The sequence below is a fragment of the Pedobacter steynii genome, from assembly GCF_900103665.1.
GTDB lineage: Bacteria > Bacteroidota > Bacteroidia > Sphingobacteriales > Sphingobacteriaceae > Pedobacter > Pedobacter steynii.
Window position 1 is genome coordinate 279,622 of record NZ_FNGY01000004.1, and the last position, 19,907, is coordinate 299,528.

The following is a 19,907-nucleotide window of genomic DNA, read 5'->3' on the forward strand; positions in this document are numbered from 1 at the left end:
ATTTTTAACAACATGACCCGAACATATTCCATTAAAATGATCTGGCTATTACCTGCGCTGCTTTTGTTGATAGCTGGTTGCCGGAAAAATCTGGACCAAACCCCGCAAACTACGCTTTCAGACGATGGCTTTTGGAAAACAACCTCCGATCTTGGCCAGGCTGCCAATTACTTATATACTTTTTTGCCCGGTTTTACCGGGGATCTCAGTGGAAACCCTACTCCCTACCAGGACAATTATTCGGATGATGCTTATGGCACCGGCAGTCAGGGGATCGGAGACGGGGCACGCATTGCACCGGCAAGCGCGGGCGAATGGACCAATGCTTACCGCCTGATCAGGGCTGCAAATAACCTGATCGAGAAAGCGCCGGGTGTGACCGGTGATGCAGCCACGATCAATAGATTTATCGCAGAGGCCAGGTTTTTCAGGGCCCACGCCTATTTTGAATTGGTAAAGCGCTATGGTGATGTCCCTTATCTGGACCGGACCATTGCAAATGCGGATGACCAGGCTTTATATACCCCCAGAACAGCGAGACAGACGGTGATCAATCATATTTATGCCGATCTGGATTTTGTAGCAGCAAATTGTCCGGCTGCCGATGTGCAGCCGGCTGCTGACTATGGACGCATTACCCGTTCCGCGGCACTGGCTTACAAATCGAGGGTAGCGCTGTTTGCCGGTACCTGGGATAAATACCGCAGCCTGCCAACCGCGACGAGCAATTTACAAATCGCTTATGATGCCAGTAAACTGGTGATCACAGAAAGCAAACATAGTTTGTATTACGCACCTGGAGCAGATGCGGCCGACAGCTATTACTATGAGTTTCAATACAATGGTGGAGCCGCCGGCAATCCGATAACAAATACTTTTGGTCCACAGGTAAATTATACCTATGCCACGAATAAGGAAAACATCCTGGTTAAAAACTATGGTCAAAATGCATCAAATAACATTATATCGCATGGTTATCTGCGTCTGGCAGAGCAAGGTACCATTGCGCCTACCAAAGCACTTGTCGACGCTTATCCAATGAAAGATGGTACGCCTTATGTTCCGATTGCCAGCCCGGCAAGTTCCCTGGAAGAGTACCAAAACAGAGATCCGCGGATGAGACAGACGATATTCAACAAGTCATTACCTTACCCTTCAATTACCGGAATCGTCACCTATTTACCGGCCATATCCTACAGGATGAGGAAATATTTTACTTTCGGAGATTGGTTCCGCCAGCAAAGTTATGTCAACTACAATGTGATCAGGTATTCGGAAGTACTATTGAATTATGCAGAGGCAGCTTATGAATTAAATGTAATTGCACCGGCAGATATCGACAATACGATTAATAAAATCAGGCGCAGGGCGACAGGAAACGTGAACGGAGACCCAACGATCCTTGCAGAACTGCCTAATACTACGGCCGGTCCGGCTTTACTGGCTGCCATACGAAACGAACGCCGGATTGAACTTGCTTTTGAAGGCTTCCGTTACTGGGACCTGCTGAGGTGGAAAACTGCGGAAACTGTATTACCACAGGCTATTTTGAGCAGAAAGTACATCGCTTCAGAAAATCCCAGTGGTACGGTTCCTCCAAGGGATCCAAATGGCTTTGTGGTGGCACAAGCCAGTGCAAACCGTAAATTCAATTTGAGCAGGGATTACCTGTGGCCAATACCTACGGCCCAGGTTGCGCTCAGCAATGGAACACTGGTCCAAAATCCGAACTGGTAACGGGGGTAGTAAATTTTAAAAGGAAGTGGATTCAGTCCACTTCCTTTTTTTATGTGTTACTACTAAAGACTATGTCTGGAACCTGACTGGCATCAAAAAATTGAGTGGATTTATCAATTGACAGATTATACTTAAATTGAGCGCATGAAAAATAACCACATCAATTACGTTGAATTTCAAGCCAGCGATCTGGCGGCAATAAAACAGTTCTATCAGGCTTCATTTAACTGGAAATTTACCGACTATGGCCCCGGATATGTTGCTTTTTCAGAAAGCGGACTTGAAGGAGGTTTTTTCCAAAGCGATGCCACTGTACAAAACGGCGCGCTGGTTATTCTTTACCATGAAGACCTGGTACAAATACAGCATAGAATTATGGAAGCAGGAGGACAAATCTCTAAGGAAATTTTCAGCTTTCCGGGGGGAAGAAGGTTTCATTTTATGGACCCGGCAGGAAATGAACTCGCGGTTTGGTCGGCAACACCCCTTTAATGAAATTTTCATACTCAACCGGTATTGTCCTCCAGTTAAAAGCATCGGTATAACCGGTAATCATCAGTATGGAAACCGTTATTCCAATGATTGCAATGCTATAGGAAACCTTTGCAGATTTTGTTTTTAGGTAGTGCAGCGAAGCCAAATGAAGCGTTACGGCAACTACGGCAAAAAAATAGTAGGGAATGAAGATAAAGGTTGCAGGATATATATTCATTCCCGCGGCAGCGAAATAAAAGTTGGTATCCAGCTGCAACTGTCGGCCGTACATCACCGCAGTCACGTGTACGATGAGAAAAAGAGAAAGATACAGCCCTGAATAAAGCTGTACCCGCTCGACTATCGATTTTTTACCCTTCTTAAATGACAACCTGATTCCTGTTGCCACTTGAAATGCGACAGCAAAAAGGAGAACGGTCTCCACGACGATGTGTCGGTAAACCGTTCTGAGTAAAGTCATCAGTTCAATATGTGCCTCAGCTCCAAAAAGGGAGAAAAGCTGATTTGCTAAATGAAAAGCAATAAATACGGATAAGATAAGTCCGGAGAAGTAATGGATTCTATTTACCATAATTGCTGAATACCCAGTTTTTCCTTACTGGTTTGTCTTTAGAAACTAAAACCGTTGCTTCTTCTACTACCTTTCCTTTTTCTTCGAGCTTATATTTTAAAGTATAACCGATGTCAGATGTAGCAGCACTTACATTAACACTGGCGCCCAGGTAAGTCTCCGGCGATTCTAATATCAAAGTTTTACCTCCGTTAAAAGCATCACTCAGGTAAGTATGGTTCATCTCTGCGCCCGTTTCAACTCCATTGACTTTCCACTTTTGATAATTAGCACGGCTGTCGTGCGACGACACGGTCACATTGATATCCGCCCCCTTGTTCTTGTCAAACTCGCCGGACGTAGTAACGGTCATCTTGACCATCCCTTTGTCAGTCGAACCAACCGGGCCCTCCTCCTTATTTTTAGAACATCCTGTAAATACCGCTGTCGTAAGTGCCAGTACCATGGTAAGCGAGGCCATCCGATTAATTAAATTCACTGTTTTCATATGTAATTTGTTTTTAAATGTTGCTGATAAAAATCTGTTTTCAATCGGCAGCATAAGGAAAGGAAGACCTTTCAGCATAGCCAGAGCTGCATAACGTATGTAATTCATACTGCAAGTATCCGGACTTCAACTGCTGCAATCGTCCCACCAGATGAGTTGGCACCTATAATTCTATCATTCTTCGGCCATGTGCAACTGCAGCTGCTTTACATAAGCAGATGGGGAGAGCTGTGTGATCTTCTTAAAATTTCTATTGAAGGATGATTTTGAATTGAACCCGCAATCAAATGCAATGGCTAAAATCGTAAAGTTTCGATTTTCCGGTAAACCCACCAGCACTTTAAATTCATTGACCCGATGTTCATTGATATAGTCGTAAAAGCTTTTTTGCTCTTCGGCATTTAAAACCTGGGACAATAAACCGGGATGAACCCCTAATCGCTTCGCCAGCATGTTCAGGCTAAGATCCGGAGCTTTATACAATTGCTCAGTTTGCATCACTGCGATCAATTCAGCATGTATTTTTTGAGCCATCTCATCCGTTAGGGTTGATTTTTCGTACCTCGTCTTTACGATTTCTTCTTCCACAGTTTCATCACTGATGATCCCAACTTGTCTTATTCCAAAATAGCCAAGGAAAACGATGAAGCCAACTACCGAAAGAAAAGTCAGTTCCGCCTGGCCCAAAATGAAGAAACTGAGAATAATAACGATTCCGGTAATCAGGTGACGTATCCAGATCAGCCTTATTCTCTCCGTATTGGAAAGCTGTTCGTTGATGTTTCTTTTATGCTTTCTAAGCAGGACCAGCACCGCTGCGACATAAACGACTCCCGAACAAATAATCAGAAAAGTAAGCACAGGAAAGAGATATTCGCATTTCAGTTCAGGTGGCTGATTTCCATTTAACAATGAAATTTTAGCGGCGTCCGACAGGGGTTGCAGTTTAGGCAACAGGTACAGGTAGGCTAAAAAGAAGGGGGCAAAAACCAGCAACCAGCGATATCTCGTTTTCTGTTGTTGTGTGAGTTGCAGGACATAAGCATAAAAAAAGGGTCCATGGGCAAGCGGAATAGGCGCGTTCCAGCCTATTAGCGCCGGCATGTCCAGATATTTGCCGCTTGCATAGTAGTAGATATAACTCAGGTGCAGCCCCGCAAAAAATGACCAGGCTGCCAATATATAATCAGCGGTGCCCTTTTTCTTTTTACCTAAAATCAGTATGGCAATGTAAACGGCGATGATTGCACCAATAAGATATTGCATTTATGCTTCTTTAAAGACCTACAAGAGGGTAAAAATAGAAATTTTACAGGCAAAATTCTCTATTTAAGTTGATTCAGAATTGTAAAAAATCGACATCAGAAAAATGTCCCCGTTCCTAAATCCCAATCGTTATAGGGCTAAAAAAAACAATTATATGCTAATGAAAAATCTATTACACATTATTTCCAGCCCAATGGGGAATTATTCTCACAGCATTCAGCTGGGAAACGCGATTATTAAAAAGCTGGTCCTGAAATACCCGGGAAGTCACATTACCGAACGGAACCTGATCGATGACCGTCCCCCTTACCTGGATGGTCCACAGATTTACGCATCTTTCAAAGATGGGAACAACATCACTGAAGAGGAAAGGCAAAAATTAGGCTATTCAGATACGCTATTATCGGAAATCAGGAATGCTGATGTGATCATATTAGGCGCACCAATGTATAATTTTGGAATACATGCTACATTAAAGGCCTATATAGATCAGATCGTCAGGTTAGGACAAACGATTAAATATCAGGCAGACGGAACGCGAATCGGATTACTGACGGATAAAACGGTATACCTTGCCATCACTGCAGGCGGAAGCTATAACCAGGAATTCAACCCCGTTAATGACTACATCGTGAATCACCTTACTGCGATCTTAAAATACATAGGAATCGATGACATTCAACCCCTGATTATTGAAGGAACAAAAAAACCAGACTTTAAGGTCGACTACGATGAAATTTGCAGAAATATTTAAAATATCTATAAATTTAATACCATTATGAAAGAATTCGCATTAATCTTCAGAATAAACGACATCAATTTTAAACCTTCACCTGAGCAAATGCAGGAAAGGATGAGCTGGCTTGCCGGCATTGTAGCACAAAATAAACTGGTTGATAAAGGAAACACACTGCTGCCAATTCCGGGAAGTGCGGTGACTGTACATGCCAACAATGTCACTACTGACGGGCCATACACCGAGATCAAAGAATTTATCAGCGGCTATATCATTGTAAAAACAGAGACCATTGAGGAGGCTGTTGAATTGGCAAAAAGTAATCCTATTTTTAAAATCGGTGGAAACATTGAAGTACGGGAGCTGTTAAAAACATAGTTCATGCAGGAACAGGCAAATTCAGTCGAGCAACTTTTACCCCATTTATTCCGACAGGAGTATACCAAAATGACGGCCGTCCTGTGTCGTCATTTTGGGATGAAGTATATCGAAATTGCGGAGGATATTGCCAGTGACACCTTTTTAAAAGCATCCGAAAACTGGGCAATTAATGGGATCCCAAAAAACCCTGCCGCCTGGCTCTACACTGTTGCAAAGAATAAAACCAAAGATCATTTTAAACGTGCCGCAATTTTTGAAAACCAGGTTAGAAATGAACTGATAAAAGGAAAGCTTCAGGAGGAGCAACATTTTGAATTTGATAGCCAGCAGATTGCCGACAGCCAGCTGGCCATGATTTTTGCGGTTTGTAATCCTGCAAATTCAGCCGAAGCACAAATCTGTCTGGCACTTCAAATCCTCTGCGGCTTTAGTGTGGAAGAAATTGCCAATGCTTTTTTGGCAAAACCGGAAACGATAAAAAAAAGACTGCTCAGGGCCAGAGCAAACCTCCGTAACGACAGTTTCCAGCTCATCAATTTAACGGAAGCGGATATTAAATCAAGAATCGAAACGGTCTTAAAGACTTTATATCTGGTCTTTAATGAAGGTTATTTCTCAAAAACAAACGATCAACTGATACGAAAAGACCTCTGTTCAGAAGCGGTGAGGCTTGCCCTTGTACTCCTGGAAAATCCCCTGACCAATACCCCAAAATCAAACGCATTGCTTGCTTTAATGTGCTACCAAAGCTCACGCCTGGACGCGAGGATCAGTCATACGGGCGAAGCCATCGCTTACGGACAACAGGACAGCAGATTATGGGATCAATCACTCATAGATCGGGGCAACTATTATCTGATCAATGCTTTCGATGGTCCTGAAATCTCGAAATATCATTTGGAGGCAGGTATCGCCTACTGGCACAGCACACCTGCTGATGAAACCAAATGGCAACACATCCTGCAACTATACGATCAGCTGATGATTACCGCATATTCCCCCATCATTGCATTGAACAGGACATTTGCATTAGCTAAAGTTCATGGCTATGAAAAGGCCATTTCTGAAGCGGAAAAATTAGACATGAACGATAGCAATTACTACCATCAATTATTGGGCTACCTGTACGCTGATAAAGACGTTGAAAAAGCTATACATCATTATCGGCTGGCCATCAAAATGACCAGGTCAAAAGTAGAGCAGCAAACACTTATGAAAGAGATAAAGAGGCTATCCCCATCAGACCAAATTTACAGAAATAAGGGAAAGCAATTCTGAAATAGTTATCGTAAATGGAATACGCTGACTATTTATTAATTCTATAAATTTGCTTTTCTTGTCTATTAATTTAATACAATCTTTATTTATCAAATAGGACTGATTTACCCTAACAAATAATAAAGCATCTAATTCCTGAGCGATTTTCTTCAACGATTTACAAACCAACAATTCTTCTCCATTATTTAAAAAGATACTCGTATAACAATTGTCTGATTTACAGTAGACGATATCAGCCTGAGAAACAAACCTGAGTGATTCGTGTGATGGTATCATTATTTTTTTCATGAGATGTTAATTGGATGGTATAGGAAATGATTCGACAATGGGATTGGAAGGTTCGGTTAAGCTGGTTTTTGTTAATCTACATTTGGTTTTTACTACTTGAAAAAAAATAATCAATTTAAATAAGCAGACATCTAAATTAGCAATTGAATCGCCAAAAAATTATTCCAATATTGATTATTATCGATGCTTTTTTGACCAGGCATCGATCTGCAGAACACCAAAATTCCGAGCCATTGCAGTTAAATACTTAGCCATACTGTCGAAATCCTGAAAAGCAACTGATCCCTATATTTTCCTGAGTTTAGCCATTGCCCTTACCGGAAATGTCCCGACCCCTTTAAATTTAGGCGGTATTGCGCTAAATGTAAAATCAGATTTCGGTAACAGATATAAGTTGCAAAGATGTTCTACGATTAGGATTTCTGCCCCTAAAAGTATCGTGTGCACAGGTCGGCTCCTACCCTGGGTATTGTCAATATTGTGTGAATCAATACCTACCAACTTAACGCTGCAATCTCTCAGGTATTTCGCAGCTCCTTCTGTTAAATATGGATGGTTTTCATAATATCTTTCCGTATTCCAGTTCTTGTCCCAACCGGTGTGTATCAACACTGCCCTGTTTCTGATTTCATAGTTTTTTAGTTGCTCCTCTGTGATTTCCAGTTTTTCTGAAAAAGGAATGCTGATCACAACTGCATCCAGGTCGGTGAAACATTCCAGGCCAATTTCCGAAAGGTCTTTGCCATGCTCAAATCGATGAAACGGACAGTCAATATAAGTCCCTGTATTGCTTACCATTTCAATTTTTCCAATCTGAAATTCTGTCCCTTCCTCATAAAATTGTTTTGAGTTTTCCCTGCTTAAATAATCACAGATCACCGGAGCAGGCAAACCTTTGTAAGTGACAAGCCCCTCTTCAATGGTATGACTCAAATCAATTAACAGATCCTGCTCAATTTCCGCATCAATTGGCGTTCTTTTATGTGGTTCTGTTAGGATTTCTTTGTTTAGGATTTTGGTTTGGCCAACCATCAGCAATCTTAAGTCAGCTACAATATAATCGGCCAGCTCTTTGTCCGTTATCGTATCTCCCGCTATATCCAGACGAAAATCTTCGCCTTTAATGCTTCCTCCATTCGTGAAATATATTTCAAAGTCAAATTTTACTCTTTTATCCATAATAGGTTTATTAATTTCTAGTCCTCAAGTTTCGATATATAAAAATAGAATTTCAACCACTAATTTAATCATTACAAATATTATTTTGTTCAGCGCACAAAATTCATCCAATACCACCTTCCGGATGAAGCTCTTCCCGGATCATTTGTACCGGTTTTCTTTAAATTCTTAACAAAACAGCCCTTATTCAAAACAGGATGCCCGTTATTCATAATACCAGGTCTTGTGCTTAAAAGAATCTGACCACAATGTGTAATTTGCTTCAGCTATAAAAGCCAATTTCAGATAAAGATGTTTCATATAAACGTGATCTCAAAACCTAAGATTAGTATCATTACCATCGTACTTAATGGCGCTAAGACCATTGAACAGACCATTAACAGCGTAATTGGCCAAACCGCCGGCGATATAGAATATATCATTATCGATGGTGGCAGTACGGACGAAACGATAGAGATCATAAAAAAATATGCGAAGCACATAGATGTCTTTGTTTCGGAACCAGATACAGGTATTGGCAATGCTTTTAACAAAGGTGTTTTAGCGGCCTCCGGAGAAATCATTGGCATCATTAACGCAGATGACTGGTACGAAGAAACTGCCGTTGCCGACGTCATTGATATTTATGGGAAGTACCCCTATTACGATGTCTATTATGGAAAGTGCAATTTCATCACACTTGTTGGAACGCCCAACATCAAAGGATCAGAGAATGGCCATTTACTATTATTAGATAGTATGAACATGGCACATCCTTCCACCTTTGTCAAAAGAGATGCCTATTTGAAATACGGACTATTTAACGAAGACTATCGGATTGCCATGGATTACGAATGGCTGTTAAGGGCTTATGTAAATGGGGCCATTTTTAGGAGCGTTGATGCATTATTGGCGCATCACCGGCCTGGTGGTATTAGTCAGGTAAATTATGACGAGGCTTATGCCGAATGTTCAAGGGCCAGGAATATATTCCTAAATAAATAGAATTTTGATGCGCTATTTTTCAGAAACCGGATTAGCTAAATACCTTGATGAGGAAATTTTCGAAAAGCAGGAATCAGGCTTTTTTGTGGACATCGGAGCTTTCGATGGGCTAACAAATAACCATACCCTTTTTTTTGAAAAATATAGAAAATGGGAAGGCATATGTATAGATGCCAATGAATCTGCGGTTACAGAACTGGCAAAAAACAGAAGGTCGAAAATTATAGAAGCCTGCATCAATGAAAGCGCTGACTCACTCTGGCTGGAATCAGGAAGGTTTAGCGGGCTTTTAGCACATTACGATAGCAGCAGGGCAACTCCCGAACATCCTTTTCTTTATCGGGATAGCATCAGCTCAATGACAGGCAGGTCATTAACCGAAATACTCGTTGCGGAAGAAAGAACAGAAGTCGACCTGTGCATTATTAATGTCATGGGCTCCGAAATAGCGGTACTCAATTCAATTGATATGCAAAAAATTGACATCAGTATTATTGTGTTGAGCAGCAGCAACGAAGCCTCAGATTTTATACCTACATGGATGAAGAGGAAAGGTTACCAGTTGATTAAAATAGCAGCACAAGAACAAGTATATATCAAACACCAACAGCGATAAATGGGACTTTTAACTCAAGAATTGGATTTAGTTTCCGGGATGATTTCGGACCTTGAACAACTGGACTATCTGGTGCTGAGGCAGAAAGGACATTTGTTGATCTACCCCGGACAAGAGCTGGGAAGTGATTGCATTTGCCTTATTTATCATCAGGATTTTTTGCAGCACCATATCGATTTTAATCAACCTGTGCATTATATTGTGGTAGGGAAAGAAGTCAACCTTTTAGATTGGGGAGTGCCCGGGGAATTGGTTTCAAACTTTGAGTATCCATTTTTTGAAAGAATGCATCATTACCCTTTAAAAGTTAATAAAAGGTATCCAAGTAAAATATTTTATGTTTTAGACGATGTAGCAGATGAGAAAAATGCAACGATTTGTTTGTCTGTAATTAAATCGTTCAACCTTCTTTTACACCTTGAATTTTGTTGTGTTGTTCCGGATGCTTTGATTCCCCTGCTTGAACAGGTCGCCAATGACCATATTACATTGCTGAAAAATACTGAAGACTATTCTTCATTTTTTCCTGAATGTGAGCTCTTAATCGGTTCAGAAAGCGCTGCAGCTAATGGATTATTATCCAATATACCGGTCATCGTAGCGGGTAAACAGGGTTTTGGAGGACTGGTAACAGCAGACAATTTAATTTCCTTCCTTCCAAATCGTTTCTCCGGCAGACCAGGAGGCCATCCTGGGGAGCGTATTTCCCCTCTGCTGCTCGTACAGGAAATGATGTATGTTCTTGAGGTGATGAATACAAAAGAGCTCGATGATCTGCTGGATTTTTCTGACCATAGCATCGGCCGTATGAAAGCTTTTTCCCGGGAATATATTTTTGATTCCATAAAAAGAACGATCAGTGAAAAATACCTGCTGAGCATACATATTCATGATGATGTTTTGATGCGGCAGGTAAAACCCAGATTATCTTCCGCAATTGTTATTGATAAACTGGAACTAATTTCAGGTGAAATATTTTGTTTGAGGAATGTAAATACAAATAAGATGCTTGCAGAGATCACTGATTTTGAAGCAAAGCTCATTCTGCAGTGTAATGGCGAAAACAGGGTTAGCGATTTGCTGCTGATGTCCGGGAAAGAGGAGGATATAAACGAGCCCCTGGAATTCCTGAGGTCTTTATGGGAATTGCGGGCAATTCATTTTCAGCGTTAATCTTTTAAAACAGGAGGACTTCCAAATATGAAATTATTCAACCTGGATTTACATGCAACAGTAATAAAGGATCTTATAGATCTGTTTGAAGGATTTGGCCATCAGGTCGATAACTGGTCTATCTCCTCACATAGCTGGATTCATGGTTGGGAACAAAAAGAGGTAGAGGTCCTGAATCAGTTTACCTGGCAGCATCTGAATGAAAACATGTGCAGCAGATTTTACGGGAGATACAAGGATGAATTAAGTGTTTACGATGCATTTATCGTCACACATACCCCCTCTTTTGCCTTACTTTACAGGGAGTTTAACAAGCCAATCATCACCGTCGCGTCTACCAGGTACGAGGCTCCTTTTTCAGGAAGCAAGCGGCATTGGGAATGGCTGAACGAAAGTATACATGACTTAAGCAGGCGTCAACTCATGGCAAGGGTAGCCAATAACAAATACGATCAACACTATTGCCAGTTGTTTACCGGGCTTTCCTGGACGCATATTCCAAGCTATTGTGGTCATATGACTGTGCAGTGGAATCCGGAGCGGCCTTCATTTTTAGTAGACAGCAGAATGTTGCCAATCCGTTTAAAAAACACGAGCCTGGTGCATAAAAAGTCTTTAGGTCGCTTTGAATGGGCCGATCTGGCAAAATACGCAGGTATTATTGTGATCCCCTATAATGCTTCCATCATGTCTGTTTTTGAATATTACACCGCGGGTATACCACTGTTCTTCCCTTCAAAGAAATTTTGCATGGAGCTGTATGAAAACTCCCTGGGCTTAGGTGTGCTCTCGGATCTTTCCTGGTTGCAGATTTCAGGCGTAACTGATGCCTTAGTACTACCGGCAGGAGAAAATGATCCTAACAATTATAAGAATCCGGAAGTTGTTGAACGCTGGTTAGATCATGCAGACTGGTATGATCGGGAATGGATGCCTTATATCACCTATTTTGACTCTTTTGTGGATTTGGAAGAAAAAATCAAATCGGCAGATTTGGCAGGAATTTCTGAGAAAATGCGCCGGCATAATGAAATACGAAAACATAAGATTGAAATGTTGTGGAATCAGGAACTAAACATTTTGACGAACAATAATCAAATAATCAGATAGCATGAAGAAAATTATTTCTTTTTCACTATGGGGTGAAAATCCGATGTATTGGATTGGAGCGCTAAAGAATATTGAACTGGCTAAGGTTTTGTACCCGGACTGGGTTTGCCGGTTTTACGTGGATGCGGCCTCTTCGCCGGCGCTCATTAAAACGATTGATCAGGCAGATTGTGAAATGGTACTGATGGAGCCTTCGGAAGATTTTGCGGGCTTGTTTTGGCGGTTCTATGCCGCAGAAGATGCAGACATCATGATTTGCAGGGATGCGGATTCCAGATTGTCGAAAAGGGAGGTAGATGCGGTTAACCAATGGCTTGATACAGACCATCTTTTTCATATTATGCGGGATCACCCACACCATACGGCATTGATTATGGGGGGAATGTGGGGTTGCAGAGATACCGGAGGAATAAGGGACTTAACAGATCAATATCCTTACAAGTGCTTTAAGGGAACTGACCAACGCTTTTTGGCTAAAAACATCTATCCGCAGGTAAAAGATCATGCCATCATCCATGATAGTTATAATCTTTTTGGTGATGGTACTGATTTTCCGACTTCCCGCATTAACGATGAGTTTGTGGGGAGAGTTGTGGACCAGGATGATGATGAATTTTAAACGATCAATTCTTAGTCATATCGTACTTATTCAAGAAAATACCCGGGAGATTCATAATACAAAGCCCTGTGTATTAAATGATTTAACGAGAATAGGTAACTTGCTTTTGTACAAAAAGGGGCTGCCAGTTGCAACAGAACAGCCCCAATAACAAGCATGATGTTGTAAAAACATGCCGCTTGAACTATCCCGGCGTGACAGGGATACAAAATCTATTCTATTAAATTTTATACAAAAGTATGAAAAAATTAAAATTGAATGCTTCAGCCTTTCAGGCAGGAGAAGCGTTGACCAGAAGTGAATTGAAAAAAGTATTAGGTGGAATGGGTAGTACTGGTAGTAAAGACGGCTGCTGCGCTCATAATGCAGACTGGTCCAATTATCAATGTGGTTACCCGGATGCACAACAAGCAGAAAATGCAGCGTCCATAGCCGCTCAGCAAGATCCTAATCCTGACCACCATTACTACTGGTGTTGCCAGAGTTGTCCACGTTAATTCACCTTACAAATGGCTTTTGATAAATTTATATCATAGCCATTTGTTGCTAACCTCATGAAATGAAATCTATCTTAAATCTATCCCTTGTAGGGTTTGCCTTCCTGATCCTGTCTTTTAACAATGGCAATAAGGACAAAGATACTGCTACAGTGATCACCATCGATCATAATGAGGAAAATAAGAGGTTAAGCTTTTATTATCATGATTCTTTGTCCAACGGGCATCCGGTAACCATTTCTAACACTCAAAAGAAAATACAGATTCATGTACCAACTTTACTGTTTGAAACAAGTGCCAGACAAATTCCTTTTCTCATCTACCCGGGAGAGAAAATAAACATCAGGTACGCGGGAACAGACTCTTTATCATTGTACGTTAATGGCAATGATCAAAGAACAAATGAGCTTAATTTTTTCAGAAAACTGGTTAAAGAAACAGGGAATATATATTATGTGTTCGACGTTCGTCCTTATCATAAAAAGACGCAGGACCTGCGCAGTTTTCATCAACTGGAGAAAACAATTAACCACATGAAAAATGTGAGGTTGAAATTCCTGACCGATTATGCAAAAAAGCGACCAGTTAGTCATGAATTTACTAAAATAGCGTTGAACAGCATAAAGAGTACCGCATTCAGAGACTCCTTAATTCTTACCAGGAATAACCGGGCGCTGTTAGGGAAGGATGTTTACGAAAAAGGGATACGGCAAAAATTTTTGACCCTGAAAAACATTGGCTATGAACCCTATCAAATCTATCAAATGGCTTGCGTCGAGTGCTTATCTATGGCGACATCAAATGCCGGGTTTTATTATACCATCAACGACCGTAAAAAATTCGAAAGCACGTTCTTTTCAGCCCTGAATAATTTCGATGGCAAGACGAAAGATTTTTTAATCACCAAGGCCATATTGTCAGCACATCAGGCTGATCTGAATATTTCGAAAGAAGTGTTAAAAAAATACAATGAGCAATGTTCTGCTGAAGATTTTAAAAAGCTGATTAAATATGAGCTGGCAAGAAAAAATCAACCCCTTTTATCTAAAACAAAAGACAATTTATTAGCGGCAGACGGGAAAACGATCAGGACGCTGGAACAAACCATTTCTGAGAGTAAAGGAAAGTTGATCATATTGGATATTTGGGCGAGTTGGTGTATGCCTTGCAGAGAAGAAACGCCTTACCTGATCGCCTTAAAAAAGAAATACCAACATAGAAATGTAGTTTTTAAATCTATTTCAATAGATAAAAATGTAAGTGACTGGATTAAAGCCGGAAAGGAGGATGGGTTAAATGGCAACAGTTTTCTTTTACTGGACTTTGATCAATCACGGTTTAAAAAAGCGTTTAAAATCGACCTGATCCCACGGTACCTGCTCATAGATCAAAATGGCAAAATGGTCAACGATAACGTCCCACGTCCCAGCGATCCAAAATTAGCGCTATTGATTGATCGGTATTTAAAATAAAATCTTTAAAAATTCCTGGTCAAACAGCACTTATTCAAAATAGTACACGGCCAATTCTTAATACCTGGTATTGTGCCTGAAAGGATTTGAATACGATAGGTAAATTGCTTCAACTACAAGAAATCAACACTTTATTAAACGCATAAGATGATATGAATTTAACATTCTCAAAACAGGCTAATGCAACAGCCGTACTTTGTCAGCTGCTTAAAAATTTAGGGGTTCCAGTGAGTCGTTTTACGATTAAGAATGACCTGGAGAACCATCCTGAATATCCAAGTTTACTGGCATTCACCGATTGCCTGGACAGCTGGAATGTTCCGAATGAAGCCTATCAGCTCCATCCAAATGAGGTGAATACCGATGATTTTACCTATCCATTGATTGCTCATATTAAGGGAGAAGGCGGTCGGTTTTTACTGATTCATGAAATTAACAATGAACAGGTAAAATACGCCGATGAAAAAGGTGCAAATCAGACGATGGCACAAGCAGAATTTATGATGAGATGGGGAGGAATAGTACTGCTGGCCGAAAAGCATGAAAAGAGCGGAGAAAGTGGGTACAGGCAATCGGTCATTAGGGGCTGGCTGGAAGATTTTAAATTCCCTTTCCTGATGATCCTAATTCTGGCAGCAATGTTTGCCACCATTAATTTAGCCAGTGTTGCCCTCCCCTATTTACTACTGGTACTGATAAAGCTCTCGGGGGTGTCTGTAAGCGCATTGTTGCTCTTATATTCCATAAATGCCAATAATCCTTTTATTCAAAATTTATGCAGTTTGGGCAAGAAAAATGATTGTAATGGGATTTTAAAGTCGGATGCCGCAAAAATCACGAGCTGGCTAAGCTGGAGCGAAGTGGGCATGTTCTACTTCGCAGGCTCTTTATTATGTCTGATACTTAATCCGGCCAGTGTTACCTTATTAATCTGGATGAGTGTAGCCTGCCTGCCCTATACTTTTTACTCTATAGGCTACCAGCTTAAGCAAAAAAACTGGTGTGTATTGTGTTGTGGCATCCAGGCATTATTGTGGGCTGAGGCTTTGGTGTTTGTTTGGAATGAACCCTTCTCCAGGCCAGACTTTTCTGCATTTCAGTTCTTCTCCTTTACCTTGTGCTTCTTATTTCCAATAGCCATATGGACAGTTTTACGCCCCTTACTGCTCAGTTCGGGGGAAACTCATCCCTTAAAACAGCAGTTGAAAGCATTCAAATACAATACTGATCTTTTTATGAAACTGCTCAGCAATCAACCCCGTTACACGATTCCTGATGATTTACTCCCAATTTGTTTAGGAAATAAGGATGCCGGTAATGTAATTACAATGGTTTCCAATCCGCTTTGCGGTCCATGTGCTGCTGCCCACAAGACACTGGACACCTGGTTAAACAATAGAGATGATGTACAATTGAAAATTGTATTTACTACGGCCAACCACGATAGTGATGAGCGGACAAAGATTGCCAAACACTTTCTCGCCTTGAGTATATCTAAGGATCAGGGTGTAGCAGAAAGGGCTTTGAACGACTGGTATAAGCCTGCTAACAAAAGCTATGAAGACTGGGCGGTTCATTACCCGGTTAACTTGGATCCCAGCTTAAATGAAGCGATTCAAAAGCAGAAGGATTGGTGTGAGCTGACCGATATTAGTTTCACACCGACCATTTTAGTGAATGGCTATAAGTTACAAAGTCCGTACAAGCTGGAAGATCTGCAGTATTTATTGCCCTAACATACCGATAAGATTTTGTACAAAAAATGGGGCTTCGGTTGCAAACGAAAAGCCCGGATAACTACCATAGGTTAAAAAAACATGGAGCTACAAGTAGCCAGGCTTGGAGGGGCTACAAAACCTTAAAAACCAAATCTAAAACTTTAAACATGAAAAAATTAAGTCTGAAACCAAATGCCTTTAACAAGGAGGAAGTACTTACAAAGAAACAATTGAAAAAAGTATTAGGAGGAGATGGCAGCAGTGCACCGGGCTCTACTTTTTGCCGTTTCAAATACAAGTATTCGGAGACTGATGATTGGACGAATTGGTCCGAGTTTATAAACGCACCTGACGGTGGAAATGATACCTGTGTGAAGTGGATTGCAGCCGGACAGGTACGCCATTGCGGCTACGAGTGTATATAATCGTAAATAATAAATATCATTGGAGGGGGCCAAAACCTTCTTCAATGATATGATGAACTAATCAGGTACCACTATGAAAAATAATTTTATCGGATGTTTTTTTATCCTGTTTACGCTTTCAAATGCATTGTTTGCATCGCCCCCAAAAAAACTGATTCAGATAAAATTCCCCTCTGGTATAGCCAATGTGATTTTAGCTTATCGTGACAGTGCATTTAATGAGAAACTAATCGCATTTTCTAATCCTGCGAAAAAAGATACTGTAATTTCTCAGACACTTGAATTAGCCGCAGGTCAGGTGCTGACCCATTCTGCATATGTTAATTCCGGCTTGATAAAACAGAGTTTTATTTTACCGGAGAATGATACGCTCCGATTAGAGATCGGCACGGATTGGAAATTGAAATTGATAGCAGGAATCAGGTTTTTCATAGAGGATACGATGAACCTCTATTATGAATTCCCTGGTCAACCTGCATCAAATAAGATGTTTTTAGACAAGGGAACGGGCCTTTCCTTAACAAAATCAATTTTTCAAAACAATCAATCTGCTATTGAAAAAAGTTACAGCAGCGGTGTGTTAAACCCGAATGAGCAAGCCATATTATTGAGCATTGCAAAGGCAGATTATTATTTTCGATTGGTATCCTGGGCACTAAAAAACCAAACAGTTGACGAAATAAGCGGAGAGATGGAGGGGCTTGTAAAAGATAAGGATCAGATTCAGCTGGTAAGATCAACGGGTGCTGCACAACTTTTTGGCGGATATGTAATGTACATGATCCGCAGGGATCATCTGAACTCAAAGGATACCAGAAAGGTGGTAAAGGCGATTCTTGATCTGGGCTGGAAAAAAAATATTTCATTCGGTTACATCCGTCATATTTTATCGGATTTACAGGCGCAAAGCCCGGCCGTATTGGCACAATGCTATAAGGACTTAAGCGAGTATCTTGATGGTGATTTTCCACTGGAATTAGCTGCCTTGAGAAAAAAGATATTACCGGTATTACAAAACATGGATAAGGTGATGTTAATTGCCCCTGATGGAAAACGATTAAGCTTTAAACAGCTGTTGGACAAGAATAAAAACAAATACTTATTGATAGATTTTTGGGCAAGCTGGTGTGTGCCCTGCAGGGAGGAGGCGCCTTTATTTGAAAAAGCAAAAGCTGATCTAGCTGGTCAAAACATGGTATTGGTCAGTATCAGTACGGATGAAGATGATAAGGTAAATGATTGGAAAAAGGCCTTGAAAGCCGATGGCCTTTTAAAAGCTACCAATCATTATAAGTTAATCAAGCCAAAAGACAATCCCCTGTTCAAAAGTTTTGGACTGCCAAGTATACCGCGCTATATTCTGATCAACTCCAAAGGGGAGTTTATCAATCCGGATTTCCCCAGGCCTTCAGACACTGAATTCAAAAAAGCGCTTTCACAGATCATCGCTTCTTCAAATTAGTGCCTGAAATTAATAGATGTACCCCCCTACGCAACCATGATTATGAAACCGATCCAAACTTTTATTATAAATGTTGAAAAACGTATTGAACGTAAACAACATAGCCTTGAGCAATTTAATAACAAGCCGGAATTTGATGTAAAGATCATTAAGGCGGTTGAAAACAAAAATGGTGCTGTAGGTTTATGGCGAACCATTGTGCATATTATTGAGCATCTGACTCCAGATGAGACGGACTATATCCTGATCTGTGAAGACGATCATCAATTTACAAAAGAGTATAACCGGAGCAAATTAATCAGTGATATAGAAGAAGCAAAAAGGAATGGAGCTGATATTTTATCAGGTGGTGTAAGCTGGTTTGGTGAGGCCTTGCAGCTAAGTAGCAATTTATTTTGGCTGCACCAGTTTACAGGATTACAGTTTACAATTATTTTTAAAAATTTCTTCAGAAAAATTCTGGAAACAGAATTTAAAGATCACGACATAACGGATAGAAAAATCGCTACACTAACGGACAACAAATTTTTGATGTATCCCTTTATTTCTATCCAAAAAGAATTTGGTTACTCTGATGTTACCGCAAAAAATAATACCAAAGGCTATGTAAACAAATTATTTAAAGATGCTTCAATAGTGCTGCACAAATTAGCTAAAATAAGAGGATACTATCAGGAGGTTCCTGAAGACCATATCGCAATTGAAGAAGAATATGAAAATATTACGATCCCAACTTATATCATCAACCGATCAGACCGACCGGAACAATTGCAACATATCAGCCAACAATTTGAACATCGGAATGAATTTGAGGTTAGAATAATTGAGGCTTGTCAGCATACAAATAAAGCCCGTGATTTATGGAATAGCATCCTCAAAGTCATTCATTCAGCCATCCAAAATGATGACGACGTCATTATTATTTGTACAGCCGACCATGAGTTTACCGGAAATTACCGTAAAGCATATTTGTTGAAGAATATTATTGAAGCACACCAACAGGGTCTAAACCTGTTATTAGGTGGAATAGGCGGTTTCGAACAGGCAGTCCCGGTTACCAAAAACCGCCTTTGGACCGATACTTTCCAGCGTGCACAATTTATGGTGATCTATAAGCCGTTTTTCCAAAACATTTTAGATGAACCTTTCAGTGACAACGACACGGCTGATGCGAAGTTCTCTGAAATGACCAGTAATAAAATGGTGTTATATCCATTTATATCCGTTCAAAAAGATTTCGGCTATTCTGGTATCGCTAACAGTGATCATGAGCCGGGCCGGAAGATCCCTGAACATTTTGAAGATTCAAATCTGAGATTGAATACCCTAACGAATGCTGATCAAAAATATAAAGCAATGGACATTCAAATGAGTAATAAGACGCTCATGGAACATCCGGGGCTTTGATGTTTA

The 19,907-nt window shown here is 40.6% G+C and carries 21 protein-coding genes; 16 read left to right on the forward strand and 5 right to left on the reverse strand.

Going from position 1 to position 19,907, the window contains the following annotated elements; all coding sequences use genetic code 11:
- Positions 1-12 precede the first annotated feature (12 nt).
- On the forward strand, positions 13-1,737 hold the full coding sequence (locus tag BLQ87_RS13380; RefSeq protein ID WP_074607440.1) for a RagB/SusD family nutrient uptake outer membrane protein: 1,725 nt from the start codon (positions 13-15) through the stop codon (positions 1,735-1,737).
- A gap of 144 nt (positions 1,738-1,881) precedes the next feature.
- Positions 1,882-2,229: a VOC family protein gene (locus tag BLQ87_RS13385; protein ID WP_074607442.1), complete on the forward strand. Its 348-nt coding sequence runs from the start codon at positions 1,882-1,884 to the stop codon at positions 2,227-2,229.
- On the opposite strand, the gene BLQ87_RS13390 is transcribed toward BLQ87_RS13385, so the two are convergent.
- From BLQ87_RS13390 to BLQ87_RS13400, 3 genes are all read right to left on the reverse strand, one after another.
- On the reverse strand, positions 2,177-2,803 hold the full coding sequence (locus tag BLQ87_RS13390; protein ID WP_074607444.1) for a succinate dehydrogenase/fumarate reductase transmembrane subunit: 627 nt from the start codon (positions 2,801-2,803) through the stop codon (positions 2,177-2,179). The two genes, BLQ87_RS13385 and BLQ87_RS13390, sit on opposite strands and share 53 nt — an antisense overlap.
- Positions 2,793-3,290 (reverse strand): hypothetical protein, encoded by a 498-nt coding sequence (locus BLQ87_RS13395; protein ID WP_143010435.1) that lies wholly within the window; start codon positions 3,288-3,290, stop codon positions 2,793-2,795. Before BLQ87_RS13395 ends, BLQ87_RS13390 begins: the two co-directional genes overlap by 11 nt.
- A gap of 174 nt (positions 3,291-3,464) precedes the next feature.
- Positions 3,465-4,556 (reverse strand): AraC family transcriptional regulator, encoded by a 1,092-nt coding sequence (locus BLQ87_RS13400; RefSeq protein WP_074607448.1) that lies wholly within the window; start codon positions 4,554-4,556, stop codon positions 3,465-3,467.
- 160 nt (positions 4,557-4,716) lie between these two features.
- Between BLQ87_RS13400 and BLQ87_RS13405 the strand changes: the two genes are divergently transcribed.
- From BLQ87_RS13405 to BLQ87_RS13415, 3 genes are read left to right on the forward strand one after another with little or no spacing between them, the layout of a single operon-like run.
- Complete coding sequence (locus BLQ87_RS13405; RefSeq protein WP_074607908.1) at positions 4,717-5,310, forward strand: FMN-dependent NADH-azoreductase; 594 nt, start codon at positions 4,717-4,719, stop codon at positions 5,308-5,310.
- A gap of 24 nt (positions 5,311-5,334) precedes the next feature.
- Positions 5,335-5,670: a YciI family protein gene (locus BLQ87_RS13410; RefSeq protein ID WP_074607450.1), complete on the forward strand. Its 336-nt coding sequence runs from the start codon at positions 5,335-5,337 to the stop codon at positions 5,668-5,670.
- A 3-nt stretch (positions 5,671-5,673) separates the two neighbouring features.
- The gene (locus BLQ87_RS13415) at positions 5,674-6,951 is read left to right on the forward strand and encodes an RNA polymerase sigma factor (RefSeq protein ID WP_074607452.1); all 1,278 of its coding nucleotides are present in this window, start codon (positions 5,674-5,676) and stop codon (positions 6,949-6,951) included.
- Here BLQ87_RS13415 and BLQ87_RS34260 read toward each other — a convergent pair.
- On the reverse strand, positions 6,913-7,239 hold the full coding sequence (locus BLQ87_RS34260) for a LytR/AlgR family response regulator transcription factor (RefSeq protein WP_074607455.1): 327 nt from the start codon (positions 7,237-7,239) through the stop codon (positions 6,913-6,915). The two genes, BLQ87_RS13415 and BLQ87_RS34260, sit on opposite strands and share 39 nt — an antisense overlap.
- A 285-nt stretch (positions 7,240-7,524) precedes the next feature.
- Entirely contained in the window at positions 7,525-8,418 is an 894-nt protein-coding gene (locus BLQ87_RS13425) for a cyclase family protein (protein WP_074607457.1), read from the reverse strand.
- Positions 8,419-8,709: 291 nt separating this feature from the next.
- Between BLQ87_RS13425 and BLQ87_RS13430 the strand changes: the two genes are divergently transcribed.
- From BLQ87_RS13430 to BLQ87_RS33190, 11 genes are all read left to right on the forward strand, one after another.
- Positions 8,710-9,402: a glycosyltransferase family 2 protein gene (locus tag BLQ87_RS13430; protein WP_074607459.1), complete on the forward strand. Its 693-nt coding sequence runs from the start codon at positions 8,710-8,712 to the stop codon at positions 9,400-9,402.
- 7 nt (positions 9,403-9,409) lie between these two features.
- Positions 9,410-10,018, forward strand: a complete 609-nt coding sequence (locus BLQ87_RS13435; protein WP_074607462.1) for an FkbM family methyltransferase — start codon at positions 9,410-9,412, stop codon at positions 10,016-10,018.
- On the forward strand, positions 10,019-11,191 hold the full coding sequence (locus BLQ87_RS13440; protein ID WP_074607464.1) for a hypothetical protein: 1,173 nt from the start codon (positions 10,019-10,021) through the stop codon (positions 11,189-11,191).
- A gap of 27 nt (positions 11,192-11,218) precedes the next feature.
- Positions 11,219-12,301, forward strand: a complete 1,083-nt coding sequence (locus BLQ87_RS13445; RefSeq protein WP_074607466.1) for a hypothetical protein — start codon at positions 11,219-11,221, stop codon at positions 12,299-12,301.
- A gap of 1 nt (position 12,302) precedes the next feature.
- Complete coding sequence (locus tag BLQ87_RS13450; RefSeq protein ID WP_074607469.1) at positions 12,303-12,920, forward strand: hypothetical protein; 618 nt, start codon at positions 12,303-12,305, stop codon at positions 12,918-12,920.
- A gap of 254 nt (positions 12,921-13,174) precedes the next feature.
- Positions 13,175-13,417, forward strand: coding sequence for a hypothetical protein (locus BLQ87_RS13455; RefSeq protein ID WP_143010436.1), 243 nt, complete (start codon positions 13,175-13,177; stop codon positions 13,415-13,417).
- A 62-nt stretch (positions 13,418-13,479) separates the two neighbouring features.
- Positions 13,480-14,889, forward strand: a complete 1,410-nt coding sequence (locus BLQ87_RS13460) for a TlpA family protein disulfide reductase (RefSeq protein ID WP_074607473.1) — start codon at positions 13,480-13,482, stop codon at positions 14,887-14,889.
- A 152-nt stretch (positions 14,890-15,041) separates the two neighbouring features.
- Positions 15,042-16,625 carry a cysteine peptidase family C39 domain-containing protein gene (locus BLQ87_RS13465; protein ID WP_074607475.1) on the forward strand — a complete coding sequence of 528 codons (1,584 nt, stop codon included), beginning with the start codon at positions 15,042-15,044 and terminating at the stop codon, positions 16,623-16,625.
- Positions 16,626-16,774: 149 nt separating this feature from the next.
- Entirely contained in the window at positions 16,775-17,032 is a 258-nt protein-coding gene (locus BLQ87_RS13470) for a hypothetical protein (protein WP_143010437.1), read from the forward strand.
- A 73-nt stretch (positions 17,033-17,105) separates the two neighbouring features.
- Positions 17,106-18,494 (forward strand): TlpA family protein disulfide reductase, encoded by a 1,389-nt coding sequence (locus BLQ87_RS13475; protein WP_074607479.1) that lies wholly within the window; start codon positions 17,106-17,108, stop codon positions 18,492-18,494.
- Positions 18,495-18,536: 42 nt separating this feature from the next.
- Positions 18,537-19,901, forward strand: coding sequence for a glycosyltransferase family 25 protein (locus BLQ87_RS33190; protein ID WP_143010438.1), 1,365 nt, complete (start codon positions 18,537-18,539; stop codon positions 19,899-19,901).
- Positions 19,902-19,907 lie beyond the last annotated feature (6 nt).

Excerpts from the sequence above, each read along its gene's own strand:
- BLQ87_RS13385 (WP_074607442.1), top strand. The coding sequence starts at position 1,882 with ATGAAAAATAACCACATCAATTACGTTGAATTTCAAGCCAGCGATCTG.
- BLQ87_RS13390 (WP_074607444.1), bottom strand. The coding sequence starts at position 2,803 with ATGGTAAATAGAATCCATTACTTCTCCGGACTTATCTTATCCGTATTT.
- BLQ87_RS13415 (WP_074607452.1), top strand. The coding sequence starts at position 5,674 with ATGCAGGAACAGGCAAATTCAGTCGAGCAACTTTTACCCCATTTATTC.
- BLQ87_RS33190 (WP_143010438.1), top strand. The coding sequence starts at position 18,537 with ATGAAACCGATCCAAACTTTTATTATAAATGTTGAAAAACGTATTGAA.
- BLQ87_RS13425 (WP_074607457.1), bottom strand. The coding sequence starts at position 8,418 with ATGGATAAAAGAGTAAAATTTGACTTTGAAATATATTTCACGAATGGA.
- BLQ87_RS13400 (WP_074607448.1), bottom strand. The coding sequence starts at position 4,556 with ATGCAATATCTTATTGGTGCAATCATCGCCGTTTACATTGCCATACTG.
- BLQ87_RS13430 (WP_074607459.1), top strand. The coding sequence starts at position 8,710 with ATGTTTCATATAAACGTGATCTCAAAACCTAAGATTAGTATCATTACC.
- BLQ87_RS13465 (WP_074607475.1), top strand. The coding sequence starts at position 15,042 with ATGAATTTAACATTCTCAAAACAGGCTAATGCAACAGCCGTACTTTGT.
- BLQ87_RS13380 (WP_074607440.1), top strand. The coding sequence starts at position 13 with ATGACCCGAACATATTCCATTAAAATGATCTGGCTATTACCTGCGCTG.
- BLQ87_RS13450 (WP_074607469.1), top strand. The coding sequence starts at position 12,303 with ATGAAGAAAATTATTTCTTTTTCACTATGGGGTGAAAATCCGATGTAT.
- BLQ87_RS13440 (WP_074607464.1), top strand. The coding sequence starts at position 10,019 with ATGGGACTTTTAACTCAAGAATTGGATTTAGTTTCCGGGATGATTTCG.
- BLQ87_RS13435 (WP_074607462.1), top strand. The coding sequence starts at position 9,410 with ATGCGCTATTTTTCAGAAACCGGATTAGCTAAATACCTTGATGAGGAA.
- BLQ87_RS13475 (WP_074607479.1), top strand. The coding sequence starts at position 17,106 with ATGAAAAATAATTTTATCGGATGTTTTTTTATCCTGTTTACGCTTTCA.
- BLQ87_RS13470 (WP_143010437.1), top strand. The coding sequence starts at position 16,775 with ATGAAAAAATTAAGTCTGAAACCAAATGCCTTTAACAAGGAGGAAGTA.
- BLQ87_RS13445 (WP_074607466.1), top strand. The coding sequence starts at position 11,219 with ATGAAATTATTCAACCTGGATTTACATGCAACAGTAATAAAGGATCTT.
- BLQ87_RS34260 (WP_074607455.1), bottom strand. The coding sequence starts at position 7,239 with ATGAAAAAAATAATGATACCATCACACGAATCACTCAGGTTTGTTTCT.
- BLQ87_RS13405 (WP_074607908.1), top strand. The coding sequence starts at position 4,717 with ATGAAAAATCTATTACACATTATTTCCAGCCCAATGGGGAATTATTCT.
- BLQ87_RS13460 (WP_074607473.1), top strand. The coding sequence starts at position 13,480 with ATGAAATCTATCTTAAATCTATCCCTTGTAGGGTTTGCCTTCCTGATC.
- BLQ87_RS13410 (WP_074607450.1), top strand. The coding sequence starts at position 5,335 with ATGAAAGAATTCGCATTAATCTTCAGAATAAACGACATCAATTTTAAA.
- BLQ87_RS13395 (WP_143010435.1), bottom strand. The coding sequence starts at position 3,290 with ATGAAAACAGTGAATTTAATTAATCGGATGGCCTCGCTTACCATGGTA.